We start from the raw sequence: 16249 nt of genomic DNA, 5'->3' as shown, positions 1-16249 counted from the left end.
GTGATACAAAAAAGTAAACGAAGGTTAACAGTATTAGGCATAGGGGCACATCCCGATGACTTGGAAATATCTTGTGCTGGTACTTTAGCAAGGTACCATCACCTAGGTCATGAAGTAGTTATGGGAGTAGCCTGTGAAGGTGATAAGGGACACCGCCATATTGCTCCTGATGAGCTTGGCAAGATAAGGATTGAGGAGAGCAAAAAGGCTGCTCGACATTTAAACTCCCCTGTTTATAATATGGGATTTAAAGACGGAGAGATAGAGGAGAATTTGGCGAGCAGATGGAGAATGGTGGACTTGATTCGAAGGGCTAATCCTGATCTCATTATCACTCACCATCCAGCTGATTACCATGCCGACCATGTGGCAGTTTCTAAACTAGCAGTTGATGCCAGTTTTATGGTATCAGTTCCCCACATTATCACGGAGTACCCAGCTATTGACAAAGTGCCTCAAATTTACTTTATGGATAATTATGCTGGTGTAAATTTTGCTCCTACGGAATATGTGGATGTGACTGAAACATTTTTTTTAAAGGAAAAAATGTTGGCTGAACATGTGAGCCAAATTGACTGGCTCAGGGATCATGACAATATGGATATTATGGAGTTTATTAAAATATGTGGCCGCTTTCGTGGTTTCCAATGTGGAACAGAATATGCGGAAGGCTTTATCAGGTATATAAGTTCATTAAGGGTTACCCCTGAACGACTTCTTCCTTAACAATCAATGCAAGTAATGGGGTGGATGCAATAGTGAAGAAACTAGATATAATTGTAGCAGGAGATGTCAATTTAGATATAATACCAGGTAGCTTTGATGAACTACCGAAAATGGGTGAAGAATTATTTATCGATGAGATGGCTGTGACTGTGGGTGGTAGTGCTGCTAACACCGCTATCAGTTTATGCAAGCTAGGCTTAAAAGTAGCCCTATACGGGGTAGTGAGTAACGATCATTTTGGACAGTATATCTTATCATACCTGGAAAAGCTGGGAGTAGATACCTCACTAATGGAAGTTGTAAATAAAGCAGATACGGGAATTAGTATCTGCCTGACATCAGGTAAGGATCGAGCCTTTATAAGTTATATGGGAAGCAACAAACTATACAATCCAGAGAAACTATTAGAAAAAAGTGTTGAAAATGCTGGACATATCCATGTAGCTGGTTTTAACTGGCGAAAATTAATTGATGGCTATGTTAAGGTTTTTGTAGAGTTAAAACGACGAGGCATGTCGACATCGTTAGATATAGGCTTTGACGATTATGAAAAATATTGGGAAAAAATGAATCAGGTTCTAACTAACATAAATCTATTTTTCCCTAATGAAACAGAGGCACTAAAGCTCACTAGTGAAGAAAATGTGGATAAAGCTTTAAATATATTAAGTGCTTTGGTGCCGATAGTAGTGATTACTAGAGGCAGCAAAGGAGCTATTGCCAAGGACCATAATGGAAGCTGGAAACAAGCTGCTTTTCAGGTGGCTGCGTTAGATGCCGTAGGGGCAGGGGATGCCTTTGATGCCGGATTTCTCTATGGGTATCTGAATAATCTTTCCACAGCTCGGTGCCTGATGCTGGGAAGTGCGTGTGGAGCCATTGCCGCATCTAATTATGGGGGAGGAGCCTCGGCACCTGATTTGAAAATCTTGGAAATTTTCTTAAAAAAGCATGATTGCCAATAAGGAATCCAAAGCATAGGGGGTTGAATAACCATGAATTCATATGAAAGAACAATGGCAGCAATAACCTTTCAACCAGTTGATCGAGTTCCTGTATGTCCATTTGTGATGGCATTTGCTTCTAAATTTGCCCAAGTGCCTTATGGGAAGTACTGTACAGATTATCGCAGCATGGCTGAAGCACAATTGGCTTGTGTGGAGCATTTTGACTATGATATTGTTACTGCAGATACAGATGCTTATCGTGAAGCCGAGGCTTGTGGTGCACTAATTGAATTTCAAGAGGATGACTTGCCAATTGAAAAGATAAAAGCAATTGCTGAAAAAAAAGACCTCTTAAATATGCAAGTACCAGTAATTAGCGGGTCTTATCGCTTGGCTGATAAAATAGCAGGAGTGGAAGAGTTACGAAAAAAGACTGCTGGAGAAATACCAGTTTTAGGCTGGGTAGAGAGCCCATTTCAAAGCGCAGCTATTTTGAGAGGCTTGACAGAGTTGATGATGGATACCGTAGAAGATGAGGACTTTGTGAGGGAATTGCTTGAATTTACAACACGGTTAGCCATTGACTTTGGTGTTGCGCAGGCTAAAGCGGGAGCTCATATAATAGGGATTGGAGACGCAGTTGCTTCCCTGATTTCACCTAAATCTTATGAAACCTTAGTCCTGCCTTACAATAAAAGGGTGATCGCAGCAATTAAAAAAAGTGGTGCTAAAGTCAAATATCATATCTGTGGTGATGCCTCTCATTTGCTAGAACAAATTAAAGTGCTAGGAGCAGATTTAGTTAACATTGATTCCAAGGTAGACTTGAATAAAGCCAGGGACGTGCTACAGGATACTTGTATTAAAGGAAACATAAATCCTAGTGGGGTGTTGCTACAGGGAACTGAAGAAAAAATCCTAACCGAGGCCAAAAAGTGCATCGAAATAGGTGGGTTGGGATATATATTAAGCCCTGGTTGTGAGGTGCCTAAAGATACATCTCATAACAATTTTCAGGCATTATTAAGAGCAGTTAAGTCGGTATAAGGTAGTACCCATGTTACAAGAGACAGACCTCAAAGGGGAGACTAGTCTTATTGGACCAGGAGAAGTGAAGGAAACATGGTTAGAAGTAAGCGTTAATGAAGGAACTGGAGGGAAGAAAAATGGCACAGGTTGAATTGAAAAACATCAAGAAAAATTATGGAGATGTAACTGTTGTCCACGATTTCAATTTGCTTATAAATGATCAAGAATTTTTGGTGCTAGTTGGTCCATCTGGCTGCGGAAAGTCCACCACATTAAGGATGATTGCTGGTTTAGAGGAGATTACAGCTGGGGAATTGTATATTGACAATAAACTGGTTAATGATATTTTACCCAAGGATCGGGATATTGCCATGGTCTTTCAAAACTATGCACTTTATCCTCATATGAGTGTCTACGAAAATTTAGCCTTTGCGTTAAAGCTTAGAAAGATGTCAAAGCCTGAAATAGAGAAAAATGTTCAAGAAGCAGCCAAAATACTTAACTTAGAGGACTATTTGCACCGCAAGCCAAAAGCCCTCTCTGGGGGACAGAGGCAGAGGGTAGCCCTAGGAAGAGCTATTGTTCGCCATCCTAAAGTATTTTTGATGGATGAACCACTATCTAATTTGGATGCCAAGCTGAGGGTGCATATGCGAACAGAAATTAGCAAGCTCCATAAACGATTAGGTGCGACTATAGTCTATGTTACTCATGACCAAACTGAAGCTATGACAATGGGAGATAGAATTGTGGTCATGAAGGACGGTTATATTCAACAAGTGGATACGCCCTTACATTTGTACAATACACCAGCTAACATGTTTGTTGCCGGGTTTATTGGTTCTCCTGCTATGAACTTCCTACCAGTTATGTTAAAGCAAGAAGGAGAGCAGTTAATTGTGGAAGGTGAAAAGTGGCAGGCACCGGTACTTAATAACTGGCACGAGGCTCTGAACAATAGTGATTTGGTTTTAGGTGTAAGACCTGAGGATATCAGACTTGGGCTTTATACTGAAGGGGCGCGGGCTTTTGGGTTAGTAGAAGTAATAGAACCTATGGGAGCAGAAACCTATGTGTATGTAAATTTGGCTGGTAAGACTATCATAGCTAGGGTAGAGGCCAATCTGTCCATAAAAACTGGAGACAAGGTAACAATTAATTTTATTACTGACAAGCTGCACTTATTTAATGGCAAAAGTGAGCAGACAATTTTCAATGGAAGTCAGGTTAAGTAGCATGAAAATACGCATCTTGGATGACTATTCAAAATTAAGTGCAGAAGCAGCTAAATATGTAGCTTGCAGGATAGAGCAAAAGTCCAACCTAGTGCTAGGTTTAGCCACAGGTTCTACACCGTTAGGAATGTATAAGCAGCTAATTAAGCTTTACCAATTAAAACAGGTAAGCTTTAGTCAGGTTACCACCTTTAATCTAGATGAGTACTATCCCATTGCTAGAGAAATTCCCCATAGCTATTATAGCTATATGCGGGAAAACCTCTGGAATAGAGTTGATATAAGAATGGAGAACACTAATATTCCTGATGGAAATCCTGTGGATGCCCTTAAAGTTTGCCTGGATTATGAGGCCAGGATAGAGGAGGTAGGAGGAATTGACCTACAGGTGTTAGGGATTGGTGAGAATGGTCATATTGGCTTTAATGAGCCAGGTGCTTCCTTGTCTGCTAATACCCATCTAGTCAAGCTAAGTGAGGATACAATAAAGGCTAACAGCAGATTTTTTGTAGATATTAATGATGTACCCAAGCAAGCCATTACCATGGGAATGGGTACTATTATGAAGGCAAAGGAGATCATTTTGCTGGCTGCTGGTGAGAGCAAAGCAGAGATAATTAAAGAAACATTAACTGGTGTTATCAGCACCCAAATACCTGCATCTATGCTCCAGGTCCATCCCAGGGTGACAGTACTTTTGGATAAAGGGGCAGGTAAGCTTATATAGTAATGGACATTCCTGTCCACAGGTACTGCCCTTTATCCTAGTTCAGACGATTTTTTAGTCGTAACTTTTATACAAAAACCATTTCTTTTCCTTTATATCGTAAAAGATTTCCCATAACCCTTTATCTAGAGTTTCAAGGCGGTAAAAGATTTTTTCCCCTTCACCGAGCCACCATGAACCTATATCCTTCCACTGCTCTATAATCTGAAGTGTTTCATATTTTTCTTGTCTCCAAATAAATGAAATGGGCAGTCCATTTTTGGTTTCAACCAGAATATTAAGCTCCCAAATTTTTGTCATTTTAATTTCTCCCTTGTCTATATGGATCATATAAGGAAAGAATCTGTTCTCTTCTGCTTACATGAGGGCAGATAGAAATAGAAGGTAAACTTTTTACATGGTCAAGAGATTGACCTCTAGCGGGTTGTAAATCGTAAATGTCTAGTTGCTTACCATCAATGGCTTCATATTCCTTAACTTGAAGAGAAAAATCTAAAAGTTGGTCTTCATAATGGCCTTTAAATACAGATTTAAAAAAACTCAAACATGTATTTTCAAAAATACCCCATTGGTTTTTAGGTTGAGAGTAGATTTCTTTTTCACTTAAAGTAACGCCTGTATACATATTTGCATTTAAGAAAATGGTGCGGCAACCTAAATTTTTATTTGCTAATTCCAAGGATAGCTCTTGGCATGCTATTTTGATATATTCCAGAAGGTCACTAAAGTTATGGTCTGGGGGTATTGATTTATATATTACAAATTCTAAAGGTAATGGAGAAGTAGCATAGGGGAAGATCCCATTATTCAATAAATATATAATCTTTGCATCTTCTCCAAGGAAATCTTTAAGGGTCTCCATGGAAATTCTATTTGTTTCACTAAGACTGTTTATTCCAAGGTTAATCAATGTTTTCAAAGTTTTAGAAGATAAAAGAAAATGTAGCGCTTTTAAAGCTGTTGTCTGAATAAAACTAGATGAATTATTTTTTTCTACCCATGATAAATATCCCCAGTTTGTTTTTTTTCTAATAAGCTGGGGATGTCTAAATGAAGTTAGGGCAGCAATATATGCCGCTAATCTATTATAAGCTAAACCAAAGGTTACGATTTTATGTGGAAGCAAATTCAGATTATTAATCTGGACAATAACTTTTTCCAGATTAATTTTTCCCATTTCAATAAAAAATTCGTTATCCTGTTTTTTAATTATATGGGGAGATAAAGAGTAACATGAATCAATAAAACTTCTATTAAAACTACCATTTTTTAATTTCACAAAAATAACAAGGGACATAGAAAAACCACCTAACCAAACTAATGTTCGTATAACAATTATAGTAACAGATAAATTAAGTGTCAATCTATAAATTTTGGTAAAGATACAAAAAGGGTTTATACAAAATTTGGAGAATATGAGAATATAATTATTAATTTTAAAATATAGATCAAGGTAGGGTAGTTTCAAAATATGGATGGGAGGATAATATGAAACAACAAAACAAAGTTCTTAATGCTAAAGAAATAGCTAAAATGATAGATTATCCCATGCTGAAACCTGAAATGACAGATGAAGAAGTTATTGAAGGATGTAAAATTGCTAACGAATATAGTGTGGCAACTGTATGCGTAAGGCCTTATGATGTAGCTACTTGCAAAAAAATCTTAGAGAATTCAGAAGTTCTTATTAGTGCTGTGATAGGTTTTCCCCATGGGAATAGTACTACAGCAGCAAAACTATATGAAGCCATAAAGGCAATGGAAGATGGTGCAGTGGAGCTTGACATTGTAATGCCTATTGGCAAAATACGTTCAGGGGATTGGGATTATGTAAAGGAAGATGTTAGAACAGTTACTGAGGCATGCCACGAAAGAAACGTCCTAGTTAAAATTATTTTTGAAAATGCTTATCTTACTAATGAAGAGATAGCTAAGTGTTGTAAGTTATGTGAGGAGTTAAAAGTGGATTTTGTTAAGACATCTACAGGTTTTGCAGGAACAGGTGCAACACTTGAACACATTAAATTAATGAGAGAAAGTTGCGGGCCCCAGGTAGCGATTAAGGCTTCAGGTGGAATTCGCACATTAGAACAAGTATTAGAGCTATATAAAGCAGGAGCAACTCGAATTGGTACAAGCGCTACGCAGAAAATAATGGAGGAAGTAAAATAAATAGATCATTAAATATTGCTAGTACACAAAGATCAATATTGTGGTAAAATGAATTTGTTGGTAAATTTTTGAAAGAAAAAATTGAGGAGGAGTGTAGATGTTTAAAAGAAGAGTTGGTTTGTTTGTAGTTTTGCTATTTATGTTAGCAGTAGCTGCTGGATGTGGTGGGACAGACGATGCACCTGCTAATGACCCTGCTAATGACCCTGCAGGTGAAGATGCTGGTTTTAAAGTAGGGATGGTTACAGATGCAGGAACTATTGACGATAAATCGTTTAACCAAGGGACTTGGGAAGGTGTATTACAAGCAGGAGAAGACTTTGGCTTTGAAACAAAGTATTTAAAACCTGCAGGAACTACTGAAGCTGATTATATTAAGGAAATTGGAAACCTTTATGACGCTGAGTTTAAATTTATTGTAACTCCTGGATTCAAATTTGAAACAGCAATATTTGCAGCACAAGAAAAATATCCAGATGCAAAGTTTGTATTGATTGACGGATATCCCCATGCTGGTGATTGGGTTTCAGTTGTTAAGGAAAATACAGTTTCCATCTTTTTTGCGGAACACGAATCAGGTTTCCTAGCAGGTGTTGCAACTGCTCTCCAATTAGAGGATGGAGAAGCTGGTTTTATTGGTGGGATGGAGATACCTGCAGTTCAGAAATTCAACTGGGGTTTTCAACAGGGAATCCAGTATGCAAATGATAACTTTAACACAAGCATAGCTATAGAAGCAGAGAATGTCATTTACCAAGGAAGTTTTGATGATGTTGCTGCTGGTCAGCAGTTAGCTGCACAGATGTATGACAAGGGAGTAGACGTTATCTTTACAGCTGCTGGTGGTGTGGGTATTGGTGCCATTAATGAAGCAAAAGCTAGAGCAATAGCTGGCAATGACATTTGGATTGTTGGTGTTGACGTTGACCAATATGCTGAAGGTATTTACGATGGAGACAAATCCATTATTCTTACTTCTGCTATGAAGCAGATTGATAAATCTGCTTATGACATGATTAAGGCTGAAAAGGAAGGCAACTTCCCAGGTGGGGAGACGCTAATGTTTAGTGCACAAAATGATGGTGTAGGAATACCTAGCGAGAACCCAAATCTTAGTGAAGAAGTTGAAGCTAAAGTTGCTGAAGTATTTGCCCAATTAAAGGCAGGAAGTTTAGTAGTGTCAGATGTTCAAGGTGAATTAATTAAGTAAATGGATTGATTACAGTATGAGAAAGGGACGGTATTAATCCGCCCCTTTCTTTTTGAGTATGATATTGAGTGAGGATGTTGTTGACAAAGGTGGGGTAGCTATGGAGTATGTTGTTGAAATGCAAAAAATTCGCAAAGAATTTCCTGGTGTAGTTGCCTGTGACGATATTACCCTCCAGTTGAAAAAGGGAGAGATTCATGCACTATTGGGTGAAAATGGTGCAGGGAAGTCTACTTTAATGAGTATTCTTTTTGGTCTTTATCAACCTGATAGTGGGAGTATAAGTCTTGGGGGAAAAAAAGTAAACATTTCCAATCCCAATATTGCTAATGACCTTGGCATTGGAATGGTTCATCAACACTTTAAACTAGTGCATAATTTTACAGTTACAGAAAATATTATTTTAGGTATTGAGCCAACCAGGGGATTAATGGTGGATACGGACTCAGCTGCTAAGAGAATAAAGGAGCTTTCAGAAAAATATAAGCTTAATGTAAATCCCCATGCAAAAATTTATGACATTTCAGTTGGTATGCAGCAGAGGGTAGAAATACTCAAAATGCTTTATCGAAGTGCAGATATTTTAATTTTTGATGAACCAACATCAGTTCTGACTCCACAGGAGGTACAGGAACTAATGAAAATCATGGGAAATCTGATTACTGAGGGAAAATCTATTATTCTAATAACCCATAAGCTAAAAGAAATTAAAGCAATTGCTGATCGCTGTACAGTTATTCGCAGAGGCAAGCATATAGGTACAGTAGATGTTGCTTCAACCTCAGGAGAGGAATTAGCAGAAATGATGGTTGGACGAAAGGTCTCCTTTAAGGTGGATAAAAATAAAATGGAATCTGGTGAGGTTATTTTAAGTTTAGAAAATCTATCAGTTCGCAATATTCATGGGGTTCTTGGATTAAAGAATTTTTCACTAGATATATGCTGGGGAGAGATACTTGGTATCGCTGGTGTTGATGGAAACGGTCAGTCAGAAATAGTGGAATCACTTCTAGGTCTGAAAAAGGTTGAAAGCGGGAGAATACTTTTTAGAGGAATGGATATCACCAACCTGCCTATTCGGGAGAGGATTAACAAAGGCCTTTCCCATATTCCAGAAGATAGGCATAGAGATGGGCTTATTTTAGACTATACCCTGGAAGAAAATATGATTTTAATGGTGTATTATCAAGAGCCCCTTTCCAGAAACGGTCTTATAAACTGGGATAAGGTTCACCAATACGGAGAAAAAATTATTAATGATTTTGATGTTCGTGCTGGACAGGGCAGTTCCTCTTTGGCTCGTTCACTTTCAGGTGGAAACCAACAAAAGGCTATTGTTGGTCGTGAAATTGATAGAGACCCAGATCTTTTAATTGCTGTTCAGCCTACTAGGGGATTAGACGTTGGCGCCATTGAATATATTCATAAGCGTTTAGTAGAACAGAGAAATAGAGGAAAGGCTGTTCTACTAATATCATTAGAACTAGACGAAATTCTTGATATTTCGGATCGAATTGCTTGTATTAACAATGGAGAGTTAGTTGATATAGTCAATGCTGATGAAACCAACGAAAATGAGGTTGGTTTAATGATGGCAGGAATAAAGAGAGGTGCTACAGCTTGAAAATAAAATTTAACAATGAATATTTTTTATCTCTGATTGCTGTAGTGCTAGGGTTGATAGCAGGAAGCATTCTCATGCTAGTTGCTAAAAGCAATCCAGTCGAAGGATATATATACCTGTTCCAAGGTGGGACAATGAATATTGAAAGAATAGGGAACTCTCTAGCTACTGCTACTCCTTTAATTTTTACCGGCCTTTCAGTAGCTTTTGCTTTTAAGACAGGGTTATTTAATATTGGTGCAGCTGGACAAATGCTAATTGGTGGACTTTGTTCCACAGCGATTGGATTGACCTTTGCCTGGCCAAAACCTATTCTTCTGATAGTTATGCTTCTAGCAGCCATGATAGGTGGAGGACTTTGGGGTGCATTACCTGGTTTGCTTAAATCAAAGTATAATGTCCACGAGGTTGTTTCTACTATAATGATGAATTGGATTGCTTACTGGACTGTTTATTATACGATTCCAGCTTATTTCAAAGGCCAATTCTTGGAAACAGAGTCGAGAAGAATTCCATATGAAGCATCATTAAAAGTTCCTTGGCTTACAGATTTATTTTATGGCTCTTATATTAATCTTGGTTTATTTTTAGCTATTTTATTTGTAATTATAATTGCATTCATCCTTAATAAGACAACCCTAGGTTATGAGCTAAAGGCTGTTGGCTATAATAGACACGCAGCTGAAACAGCAGGAATAAATGTAAACCGTAGTATTATTCTTTCAATGGTCATTGCGGGTGCTTTGGCCGGGTTAGCTGGTGCAACGTTTTATGTTGGATATGCTTCTAATATGCAGATTGGAGTTTTGCCTTCTCATGGTTTTGATGGTATTGCAGTAGCCCTTTTAGGCGCTAATTCACCAGTAGGTGTTATGGTGTCTGCCATCTTCTTTGGTCTGCTTCATACTGGAAAAGGTTTCATGAATGCAATGACTAGTATACCTCCTGAGATAGCTGATACAATTATTGCTACTATTATTTACTTCTCAGCCACCAGTATCCTAATCCAAAGAAACTGGGACAAGCTGAAGAAAAAGCTGGGAGGTGCCAAGTGATATGCTAAGTGTAATATTACTAATTTTTCCATATGCTATTGCCTTTACTATTCCTTTATTAATAACCTCTCTTGGAGGACTATTTAGCGAGAGAAGTGGTGTTGTTAATATTGGTCTTGAAGGTCTGATGGTAATAGGTATGTTTACTGGGGCAATTGTTATTTCTCAGTTAGAGTTCATTTATCCTGGTACTGCTATTTGGATTGGCCTACTAGCTGCCTTTATTGCTGGTGCTGCATTTTCTCTATTGCATGCTTTTGCCTGTATTACTCTCAATGCCAATCAGGTCATTAGTGGGATTGCAATCAATATGATGGCAGGGGCTCTTACTACCTTTCTAGCCAGAAATATTACGGGTAGTGGTAACATCCAAATTGTTCATGGGATGGCAAGGCAGAATATCAACCTACTGTCTGATATTCCAATACTAGGAAAGCTCTTTTTCACCACGAGCTATTCGACAACTTGGTTAGTATTATCCATACTTCTGATTTCATGGTTTGTACTCTACAGAACAGCTTTTGGATTACGATTAAGGGCCTGTGGTGAACACCCCCATGCTGCTGATTCTGCTGGTATTAATGTTTATGTGATGCGCTATATTGCTGTTATGATATCTGGAGCATTTGCCGGGTTGGGAGGGGCTATTGTGATTGTTACCTACTCAGGTGAGTTTAATGGAACGGCTGCAGGTTTAGGATTTCTTGCCCTTGCTTCATTGATCTTTGGACAATGGAAGCCTCTTGGTATCTTAGCTGCAACCTTATTTTTTGGTTTTGCTAGCACCGTAGCTAACGTTTCTCAAGTGATTCCTCTTCTTGCTATTATCCCTGGTATATTGCTAAAAACTTTTCCATATGTGTTTACTCTCATAGCTTTGGTATTGTTTTCAAAATCTTCCCAAGCCCCTAAAGCGGCTGGGGAACCCTATGATAAGGGAAAACGTTAGAAATAAGCCCAGGCCAGTCCACAGGTCTTGGGCTTTTATTTTTCAGCGCTCCTTGCAGGATTTTTTAACAATTAGCGAGAAGTTAACAGGAGTCTTTTTTCATTTTAGGAGGGCATCAAAGATGGCTTTGGTAAGAGACTTCATGGAAAAGAGTTTTCAGACATTAGCCCCAAAGAATACACTACTATGGGCTTTAAAGCTTCTCAGGACTAACAGAATTAGGTATATCCCTGTTGTGGAAAATGGGGATTTTGTAGGACTTATTGCTGAAAGAGATTTGAGAGATATACTTCCATCAATTGTAGAAGAGTGTGATATGGAACTTTTGAATTTGACTTGTGTTCAATCAGTAATGCAGGACAAGATTATTTCAGTAACAGAAGATACTACTATTCTAGTTGCAGCAAAGATAATGACAGATAACAAGGTTGGATGCCTTCCAGTAACTAAGGGTAATAAGATTTTAGGTTTATTTACAGAAACCCATGCGATTAGAGGATTGATTTCTTTGGCCAATAACATTCAAAATTAATATTAATAATTAGCCTGGTTTTTTAACATAATATTAATAACTTGTACATTAGTTGGGGACATTCCTCAGTTACACAGAGCTAGCTTTAAAAGAGGTGTGTCCCCGTACATTGAATGGAGGAATTTTATAAATGGTCTATCCACAATCGGAAAATAGTAGTACTAGTTATAAATGTGCGAACTGTGGTACCATGTTTTCTTTAACAGAAAACAAAGAAAGTGAGTGTCCTATTTGTGGTTTTCATTGCAATGAAAATAAGTGTAATATGCTTGATGCGTCTGATGAGGGTTACTAAATGGTAATCCTCATTCTTTTTTAGTAATTATTATTGCAATGAAGAAAAAAAGCAGGATAGAGTATTTCTCTTAGAGAATTAAGAATTATCTAAATGTGACTGAAAATTTAAACAATTGAATAGAGGGGAGACATGAAATGATTTTTAATACTATAGATAAACCTCTTTTTCAGGAAGTTGAAGTTCTGACAAAAACGAGGGAAACCCAGAATTCATATACCTTTTGTTTTTCTTTTATCAAAAAGCAATTAGTAAGAAAGTTGGAGTTTTTACCAGGTCAATTCAATCTATTAGATATTCCAAGTCTTGGAATTTTTAAAAGTATTATTACTTCTAATCCTAATGAGATAAATACATTTGAACATACTTTTCGGTTCACTACAAGAGATAGTATAGAATATAAAATTATTGAACGTCTTATGGAAGGAACTGTAATTAAAGCCTCAGGACCATTTGGAAATGGATGGTTAGGAACAAAGCTACAGGGTAAAAATTTATTAATTATTACTAGCGGGTTAGGGTTTAGATCTATCAAGCCTATGTTAGATTATATATATCATCGAAGATTTTTGTTTAACGAAGTAGAGGTTCTATATGCTGTTAAAACACCTAAAGATTTTCTTTACATGGATGAATATGAAAGATGGAAAAATGTTAAGATTGACATGAAGTTTATTGTAGAAAACATTCCTTTAAATGACACTACAAAACATAAGAGAGGCCTTATTGTGAGCCTTTTAAAAGATATGAATAGCACCTGTGACGATACAATAGCCCTAATTTCTGGACCTGAGATGATGCTTAAATTTGCTGCTAATTTTTTATATAGAAAACAGTTTAATGATAAGCAGATAATGGTTAGCTTAGATTATCTACTCAACAAAGAAGATCACAAGTGGGTAAATTTAAATGGTCCAGTTTTTTCTTTAGAAGAAATAAAAAGTAATCTGATTTTGTAGTGAACTCGTTCAGCTAGAATTTTTTGGATAAAAATTGTTAACCTGCTGAATAATATAAGAAAGAAGATTATGGTGGGGTAAGATACATGGAGATATGTCCATTGTGTAATGGGTTAGAAAATATTCAGGAATTTATATGTCCTCATTGTGGCATAAAAATGATCGATAATGGAAGCATTAATGAATTTGTTGGACCGTATAGTCCATATGAAGAATTAACTCTCAGAACTGATAATGTGGACAATAAATGTGTTCACTTGGTTAGTTGTTCAAAGTGTGGTAGTGATTTTAGGTTGTCAATAGATTTAGTTGAATTATAGATAAGGGGAAAGTGTTAATTTCTCTTTTTCTCTTTGTCTGGAGTCCCAATTGATCAAATCCTTTATTAAACTGTTTTTAATTAATTTTGACCAGGCTTTTTGTAATCCTTCTACATAATTACTGTTGAGGGATGATTTTTTTTCTATCAGAGGACACGTATATGGAAGCTTCAAAGTCTCCCAAATTAGTATTAAATTGCCATCTTTTGTAATGTGGGGAGTTAATGGAAAAGTTCTGCACTGTATAGGGCGCTTTTCTCTCGGACAAGGCTTTAAACATTTTGCATAGTATACAGGTTGTAACCAACTTCCGGGAAAATCATAATTTTGGGGATTATGGGTTTCCCATGATAACCAGTCCATATCTTCAGAGTTGAACATTTTTTCTTCCCCAGGCATTAAATACATCCCCATATCCTGGTTGTAGGTTTGACAGCAAGCAGCTTTACACAGGGTTCCACAGTCCTTTGTATCCAAAGGTCCTGGATTTAATAATTCATATATCTCTTGATAATCTATTAATGTAAGCTCCATATTTAATCTCCTTAATAGTATTGGAGTTGAGTTAATGTCATCAGTTATAGATTCTATACTATATTATATGATTTTAATAGGGTATCCTGGAATTTTTTTCGTAATGCTTCTTGAGGGTCTATCAATACCTTTTCCAGGTGCCTATTTTATAATATTTGCAGGCTTTTTAGTGGCTGGAGGTTTTCTGTCTTTTTGGCCCGCCCTATTTTCAGGGGTCATGGGCTTTTCTTTAGGTTCAATGGTACCATTCTTTTTATCTTTTCTTTGGGGTAAGAAAATTCTATCTAAGATTAAGAAAGTAAACCTAGGATACCATACAAAATTCTTATCTGGGCAGAAATGGTTGGAAAGATACGGACCAATGGTTGTTGTATTTAGCAGACCTCTATTTTGTGGAAAATATGTATCTTACTTTGCTGGAATGACTAAAATGTATCCCACCCAGTATTTCTGTTATACCCTCATGGGGACATATCTGTGGTGTGGTGGGTTGTTAATAGCAGGCATCGTATTTAAAAGTAACTGGCAGGTTGTCGTGAACTATTCATCTATGGTTTTCCCAGGTGTATTATCATTGGGTGTAGTGTATTATATTATTATCCGTTTTTGTAGTAGATTTAGCAAATATCTAAAATAATGAAAAGTGAACTCATTCAGCTAATGCTGAACATCGGGGAATCAGATGGAGGCTTTACTCCACCTGATTTAGAATCTTAAAGAAGTATAGAATTTTTTGGATAAAGGTGTAGATTAATGAATCTAAGTGAAAAGCTGATAAAATTTTGCAAGGACATGGGATTTGATCTGGTTGGTATAGTAGAACCGGATTTTTTAAAAGACCGTTTGGATGTTTTAACAGAAAGGCGTAGAAAAGGATATAACTCTCGTTTTGAAAACCCAGATCTTAATCTTCGTACATCTCCCCAATTAGTTTTACCTAATGTAAAGTCAATTCTTGTACTTGGACTTGGTTACTATTCTGATGTAGAATCTAGCCCAGAACCTCTCAAAGCACAGGTAGCTCGTTATACGCGGGGAATGGATTATCATCTAGTTATGAAGCAAAAAATGAATAAGGTAATAGAATATTTGAAGTCAGAAGAAGAAAGTTTCGAGTATAAGGCGCTAGTGGATAGTAGCCCTTTATTAGAAAGGTTTCTTGCAGAAAAAATAGGGCTTGGTTGGATAGGGCAGAATTCTTGCTTTTATACAAAAGCCACAGGTTCCTGGATATTCCTTGGAGAAATATTGCTAACAATTGAACTTGGCATTACTGAAGTTTCTTCAGTAGAGACCGGTTGCAAGAATTGTAAAGTCTGTATCAAAGCTTGTCCTACAGGTGCTATAGAAGGAATGTATACCTTAAACCCGCATAAATGCCTAGCCTATGTCACTCAAGCTAAGGAAATAGTCCCTAAAAAATTACGTCCATTAATAGGTAGCAACCTAATGGGATGTGATATCTGCCAAGAGGTATGCCCTAATAATAAAGGTGTTTCACCTAATGGACACAAATACCTTGAACCCCTGGATTTTTTAGATATTAGTTTAAAAGATATCTTAACGTTAACTAATTCAAAATTTAAACAACTTTTTTCAAGAGCCGCTTTTGGTTGGTGCGGAAAAAAAGTTCTGCAAAGAAATGCTTTAATTGTTCTAGGTAATCAGAAGCAATCTGACGCAATTCATTTGATAGAACCATTTTTAAATCATGAAGATTATAAAATGAGAGTACATGCTGCATGGGCTTTAGGTCAGATAGGTAATCAACAGAGCAAAACCCTTCTTGAGAAAAGTATGCATATTGAGAACCATTTGGAGGTTGTCCACGAAATCAAAGATGCTCTGGATAAAACAAGGGAAAAGACGCCACACTATACTTAATGGATGTGTTTAAAGGGAATATTTTGAACTATCATCTGAAAGGAGCGAGAA

General features: G+C 37.1%; 18 protein-coding genes. 15 read left to right on the top strand and 3 right to left on the bottom strand.

What is annotated here, in order from left to right; all coding sequences use genetic code 11:
• The 5 genes from APF76_13315 to APF76_13295 all read left to right on the top strand — a co-directional run bounded on the left by APF76_13315 (position 1) and on the right by APF76_13295 (position 4664).
• A complete protein-coding gene (locus tag APF76_13315) occupies positions 1-726 on the top strand; it encodes a hypothetical protein (protein ID KUO51620.1) in 726 nt (241 codons plus the stop codon).
• 32 nt (positions 727-758) lie between these two features.
• Positions 759-1691 carry a hypothetical protein gene (locus APF76_13310; GenBank protein KUO51619.1) on the top strand — a complete coding sequence of 311 codons (933 nt, stop codon included), beginning with the start codon at positions 759-761 and terminating at the stop codon, positions 1689-1691.
• Positions 1692-1721: 30 nt separating this feature from the next.
• Positions 1722-2720, top strand: coding sequence for a hypothetical protein (locus tag APF76_13305; protein KUO51618.1), 999 nt, complete (start codon positions 1722-1724; stop codon positions 2718-2720).
• A gap of 119 nt (positions 2721-2839) precedes the next feature.
• Entirely contained in the window at positions 2840-3937 is a 1098-nt protein-coding gene (locus APF76_13300; GenBank protein ID KUO51617.1) for a hypothetical protein, read from the top strand.
• Position 3938: 1 nt separating this feature from the next.
• Positions 3939-4664 (top strand): glucosamine-6-phosphate deaminase, encoded by a 726-nt coding sequence (locus APF76_13295; GenBank protein ID KUO51616.1) that lies wholly within the window; start codon positions 3939-3941, stop codon positions 4662-4664.
• Between the two features lie 54 nt (positions 4665-4718).
• On the opposite strand, the gene APF76_13290 is transcribed toward APF76_13295, so the two are convergent.
• A complete protein-coding gene (locus APF76_13290; GenBank protein KUO51615.1) occupies positions 4719-4964 on the bottom strand; it encodes a hypothetical protein in 246 nt (81 codons plus the stop codon).
• 1 nt (position 4965) lies between these two features.
• On the bottom strand, positions 4966-5961 hold the full coding sequence (locus tag APF76_13285; GenBank protein KUO51614.1) for a hypothetical protein: 996 nt from the start codon (positions 5959-5961) through the stop codon (positions 4966-4968).
• 191 nt (positions 5962-6152) lie between these two features.
• Between APF76_13285 and APF76_13280 the strand changes: the two genes are divergently transcribed.
• The 8 genes from APF76_13280 (at position 6153) to APF76_13245 (ending at position 13780) form a co-directional block, all read left to right on the top strand.
• On the top strand, positions 6153-6836 hold the full coding sequence (locus APF76_13280; protein ID KUO51613.1) for a 2-deoxyribose-5-phosphate aldolase: 684 nt from the start codon (positions 6153-6155) through the stop codon (positions 6834-6836).
• Between the two features lie 97 nt (positions 6837-6933).
• Positions 6934-8046 (top strand): hypothetical protein, encoded by a 1113-nt coding sequence (locus APF76_13275; GenBank protein KUO51612.1) that lies wholly within the window; start codon positions 6934-6936, stop codon positions 8044-8046.
• Between the two features lie 100 nt (positions 8047-8146).
• Complete coding sequence (locus tag APF76_13270) at positions 8147-9670, top strand: heme ABC transporter ATP-binding protein (GenBank protein KUO51611.1); 1524 nt, start codon at positions 8147-8149, stop codon at positions 9668-9670.
• Positions 9667-10725, top strand: coding sequence for a sugar ABC transporter permease (locus APF76_13265; GenBank protein KUO51610.1), 1059 nt, complete (start codon positions 9667-9669; stop codon positions 10723-10725). The genes APF76_13270 and APF76_13265 overlap by 4 nt, the downstream gene beginning before the upstream one ends.
• Before the next feature lies 1 nt (position 10726).
• Entirely contained in the window at positions 10727-11674 is a 948-nt protein-coding gene (locus APF76_13260; GenBank protein KUO51609.1) for a sugar ABC transporter permease, read from the top strand.
• 121 nt (positions 11675-11795) lie between these two features.
• On the top strand, positions 11796-12206 hold the full coding sequence (locus APF76_13255) for a hypothetical protein (GenBank protein KUO51608.1): 411 nt from the start codon (positions 11796-11798) through the stop codon (positions 12204-12206).
• A gap of 432 nt (positions 12207-12638) precedes the next feature.
• Entirely contained in the window at positions 12639-13460 is an 822-nt protein-coding gene (locus APF76_13250; GenBank protein KUO51607.1) for a hypothetical protein, read from the top strand.
• An 86-nt stretch (positions 13461-13546) separates the two neighbouring features.
• Entirely contained in the window at positions 13547-13780 is a 234-nt protein-coding gene (locus APF76_13245) for a hypothetical protein (protein ID KUO51606.1), read from the top strand.
• On the opposite strand, the gene APF76_13240 is transcribed toward APF76_13245, so the two are convergent.
• Positions 13775-14314 (bottom strand): hypothetical protein, encoded by a 540-nt coding sequence (locus APF76_13240; protein KUO51605.1) that lies wholly within the window; start codon positions 14312-14314, stop codon positions 13775-13777. The two genes, APF76_13245 and APF76_13240, sit on opposite strands and share 6 nt — an antisense overlap.
• Positions 14315-14348: 34 nt before the next feature.
• Here APF76_13240 and APF76_13235 point away from each other — a divergent pair, with 34 nt between their 5' ends.
• Entirely contained in the window at positions 14349-14951 is a 603-nt protein-coding gene (locus tag APF76_13235) for a hypothetical protein (GenBank protein KUO51604.1), read from the top strand.
• A 116-nt stretch (positions 14952-15067) separates the two neighbouring features.
• Positions 15068-16198 carry a hypothetical protein gene (locus APF76_13230; protein KUO51603.1) on the top strand — a complete coding sequence of 377 codons (1131 nt, stop codon included), beginning with the start codon at positions 15068-15070 and terminating at the stop codon, positions 16196-16198.
• Positions 16199-16249 lie beyond the last annotated feature (51 nt).

It is taken from the genome of Desulfitibacter sp. BRH_c19 (assembly GCA_001515945.1).
Taxonomy (GTDB): Bacteria; Bacillota; DSM-16504; order Desulfitibacterales; family Desulfitibacteraceae; genus Desulfitibacter.
This window is presented reverse-complemented; position numbering and strand designations above follow the sequence as displayed.

Excerpts from the sequence above, each read along its gene's own strand:
- APF76_13275 (KUO51612.1), top strand. The coding sequence starts at position 6,934 with ATGTTTAAAAGAAGAGTTGGTTTGTTTGTAGTTTTGCTATTTATGTTA.
- APF76_13245 (KUO51606.1), top strand. The coding sequence starts at position 13,547 with ATGGAGATATGTCCATTGTGTAATGGGTTAGAAAATATTCAGGAATTT.
- APF76_13290 (KUO51615.1), bottom strand. The coding sequence starts at position 4,964 with ATGACAAAAATTTGGGAGCTTAATATTCTGGTTGAAACCAAAAATGGA.
- APF76_13295 (KUO51616.1), top strand. The coding sequence starts at position 3,939 with ATGAAAATACGCATCTTGGATGACTATTCAAAATTAAGTGCAGAAGCA.
- APF76_13235 (KUO51604.1), top strand. The coding sequence starts at position 14,349 with ATGTCATCAGTTATAGATTCTATACTATATTATATGATTTTAATAGGG.
- APF76_13270 (KUO51611.1), top strand. The coding sequence starts at position 8,147 with ATGGAGTATGTTGTTGAAATGCAAAAAATTCGCAAAGAATTTCCTGGT.
- APF76_13260 (KUO51609.1), top strand. The coding sequence starts at position 10,727 with ATGCTAAGTGTAATATTACTAATTTTTCCATATGCTATTGCCTTTACT.
- APF76_13240 (KUO51605.1), bottom strand. The coding sequence starts at position 14,314 with ATGGAGCTTACATTAATAGATTATCAAGAGATATATGAATTATTAAAT.
- APF76_13255 (KUO51608.1), top strand. The coding sequence starts at position 11,796 with ATGGCTTTGGTAAGAGACTTCATGGAAAAGAGTTTTCAGACATTAGCC.
- APF76_13300 (KUO51617.1), top strand. The coding sequence starts at position 2,840 with ATGGCACAGGTTGAATTGAAAAACATCAAGAAAAATTATGGAGATGTA.
- APF76_13280 (KUO51613.1), top strand. The coding sequence starts at position 6,153 with ATGAAACAACAAAACAAAGTTCTTAATGCTAAAGAAATAGCTAAAATG.
- APF76_13305 (KUO51618.1), top strand. The coding sequence starts at position 1,722 with ATGAATTCATATGAAAGAACAATGGCAGCAATAACCTTTCAACCAGTT.
- APF76_13250 (KUO51607.1), top strand. The coding sequence starts at position 12,639 with ATGATTTTTAATACTATAGATAAACCTCTTTTTCAGGAAGTTGAAGTT.
- APF76_13230 (KUO51603.1), top strand. The coding sequence starts at position 15,068 with ATGAATCTAAGTGAAAAGCTGATAAAATTTTGCAAGGACATGGGATTT.
- APF76_13285 (KUO51614.1), bottom strand. The coding sequence starts at position 5,961 with ATGTCCCTTGTTATTTTTGTGAAATTAAAAAATGGTAGTTTTAATAGA.